The sequence below is a fragment of the Pseudomonas sp. PB105 genome, assembly GCF_009764655.1.
GTDB classification, from domain to species: Bacteria; Pseudomonadota; Gammaproteobacteria; order Pseudomonadales; family Pseudomonadaceae; genus Aquipseudomonas; species Aquipseudomonas cyclaminis.
Window position 1 is genome coordinate 1 of record NZ_RWIO01000073.1, and the last position, 2,872, is coordinate 2,872.

At 59.2% G+C, this 2,872-nt stretch carries 2 protein-coding genes and 1 pseudogene; all 3 read right to left on the bottom strand.

The genetic code is table 11. The annotated features are described in order from the left end of the window. A pseudogene (locus EJD88_RS18555) lies at window positions 1–370 on the bottom strand (sel1 repeat family protein); the annotation flags it as partial. After that, window positions 370–2,277, bottom strand: coding sequence for a phosphatidylserine/phosphatidylglycerophosphate/cardiolipin synthase family protein (locus tag EJD88_RS18560; RefSeq protein WP_158878701.1), 1,908 nt, complete (start codon window positions 2,275–2,277; stop codon window positions 370–372). The pseudogene EJD88_RS18555 and the gene EJD88_RS18560, both read right to left, overlap by 1 nt. Next, window positions 2,274–2,872: DUF2345 domain-containing protein (locus EJD88_RS18565; protein ID WP_158878702.1), on the bottom strand; the 599-nt coding region annotated here is incomplete at its 5' end. The genes EJD88_RS18565 and EJD88_RS18560, both read right to left, overlap by 4 nt.

Sequence of the window (2,872 nt, forward strand, 5' to 3'; positions counted from 1 at the left end):
GTTGCTGGCTCAGACGCAGGCGATCTGCGCCACGGAGTTTGAACTGACCGCGCATGGCGCCGTTTTGCAGGTTGATATTGGCTTTGTAATGACCATTCTCGGCAGCAATCCGGTACAAGCGCTCGATGTCGGCGTCGACGCTTTTGTCCTGCTTGAGCAGGTTGTTTTTCTGTAGCCAGCGTGCGTACTGGAATAGCTCGTCGGCCTCGGCGGACGGTGCAGGAATTTGCTCGTGTATACAGGTAAAGGCCAGCTTGGCTTTGATCTCGGTCAGCGGGTTCATGGAAATGTCCTGGGTCGAGTGAATAGGGGCGCTACCGTTATCGCAGGCGGCCAGCAGCAGGCTTGTCAGCAAAAGGAGTCTGCGCATCAGTCAAGATCCTTCACGGTCTTTTCGCCGTAATGAAATTCGACAAGTGGGGCCCAGGGCACTCCTGTTTTTTTATCTGCTTGGCGTTCTTTATTTTTTTTGATGATGCCTGTCCAAGCATCGAACGCCTCCTTCGGCTCATCCTGCGCCCCCCTCCCATCCGTATGCAGGTTCCACAACCGTCGTCTCAACCCCCGCGTCACACTCATCCACTCATGGGCAATATTCAGCTCGCTATCCACCTGCATGCTGCGGGTGTTGATGTTGGCTGAGCCGTGGGTGGTGAACACGTCATTGACGATCATCAGTTTGGAATGGATGTACACCGGCATCCACGGCTTGCCGGCAGGCGAATCCGGTGCGACCAGTGAGCACACGTGCACTTTCAGGCCGGGGCGCGATTCTGGTTTAACCGTGCTGTCCTCGATTGCCGCAATCTCTGCTCTGAGATCCATCTGTCGAATGGCATTGTTTCTGGCGGCAACGCGTTGGGCTTCTCGGGCCTTGTCGCTCATCTCGCCACCACCGAGTGCGTCGGTGAGGCTGGTCAAGGTGAGCAAGGCTTGTCGTTCGAGGAGTTCCGCCAAGGTCGGCGTCTGCGCTTCGGCTTGGGCTTTGACCCTTTCAATGCGCTGCAACTTGGTGATTTCAGGAATGGTCTCACCGCGCCCGAGGCTTTCGAGCATGCGCTGGGTGTTCAAGCTTCCAGGGCCTACGCCGTCAGTGCTGGCATTGGTGATCACAAACAGGTGCAGGTTGCCATGCAGGCCCGGATCGCGCCCTGCACGGGTCTGGTCAGCCGCCGCTTTTTTGATGGCCTCGGCCAGCGGTGGCCAACGAAAGTACTGGTTCTCGATGTAGATGAACTGCGTCGCGTTGTTGACCGCCTTCAGGTAGACCTTTTCGATATCGCGCTTGCCGTCTTGTGCCTGGGTGCGCAGGATTTGCGCCACTTGCCGGGTGATGCCGGGAGTGCATTGCAGTTGTGGTCCCAGCACCATCGCCTTGCGCGATGCGAGCAGGTCCTCGCCGGTTTCCTTGCGCCAGGCGCTGGCGAAGTTATGGTGCAGGTGCTCCAGAATCGGCCCGCTGACCTGGCTGGAAATATCCTGACGAGGGGTATCGCCACGGGGGCCGCAATCAGGTGCAGGTTTGCTGCCCTCGGTGCGATTGAGCGCCGAGTGCCGGTCGGTGTCCCAGTACTCATCGAGCATATTGTGGCCCATGACAAAACCAACGGCGCTGTCCGGCAGTTCGTAGTCGACCAGCACTGTTTTCTGATGGTGAGTCGCGGCGACGGCCAGGGCGCCCAACGTGCTGTGACTGAGCTGCGGGTCGAGGCTTTTGTATTTGGCCTGATAGGCGATTTCAGCCCGCTCATAGACGCTGAAACCACGGCCGACAAATACCGGAATACTGCGCGCCGCCCTAAGCCCTGCCGCGATGTAATCGGCCGTCGCACAGCGGGCAAACCAATAGCGGTCATAGGCGTACTGATCCTGCGTGGCGTTTTGCAGCGCCCGATCCGAGATACGTAGCGGGCCTTTGCCGGGCAGGTTGGCCTCACCCCCTAAGCCAGCACTATTAAACGGTGCTTCCCAGCCCAGCACCCGCACCTCAATCCCTTCCCGCGCTTTGGCCATCAGCAGTTCACCGATGCACGGCGCACGGCCATCACGGATGAAGAACATCGACGGCTGGAAGCCCCAGCAGATGATGTCGACCGTTTTGGTTGCCTGGGCGATCGCCAGGTGCACGGCCTTGAAGGCTTCTTCACCGTTAATCAGAGGTTGATAGGTCGCCAGCGCGGGCGGGTATTCGGTGCTCTGCACGTACCAGGGCGGGGTGCAAGTGACCTGCTGGGCGTGTTGCAGGGCGACGGGGCTGATGATGTCGGGTTCAATCATGAGGTTTTCCCTTCCTGGTCACTGATTGCGCTGATCGCTGCGGCGTACAGGGCACGATGGTCGGTGTGCGAGGTGGGCTGGCTCACCTCGGCGTCGGCTCGCGAGTGGTGGTTATGCATGCCGCCATTGGCAAGATGGCCTTGTTCGGCGTTTCGGTAGTCGGTGGGGACCGGGATCTGGCAGCTCACGCCGTTGGCCAATGCGATTCGGTATTGCTGGGTGACGACCGCGTGGTCGATTAACACGTGCCCGGACTTGTCCAATACGCCTTGCTTGAGCACGACACCGTCGGCGTACAGCGTGTACGGCATGCCTGCCCAGCCTTGATCAGAGGCATTGGGGGTTTGCGGCATGCTGAGCCGCAGCGGTTGTTTGAAAAGGTTTTGCGGATATTCGGGATGTGCGGCTTTCAGGCTGGCGGGGCCGGAGAACGCGTAGTGCGCCGATTTGATGAGGTAGTCGCCCAACGTCCCAGACTCGATGCTGCTTTGATCAAGGGTGATGTAACTGCCCCCTGCGTTGAGGGTGATTTTCTTTTTCGCCGTGATATGGATCTCGTCCTCGGTACTGGTGATCTCCAAGCCGTGACGCGCGA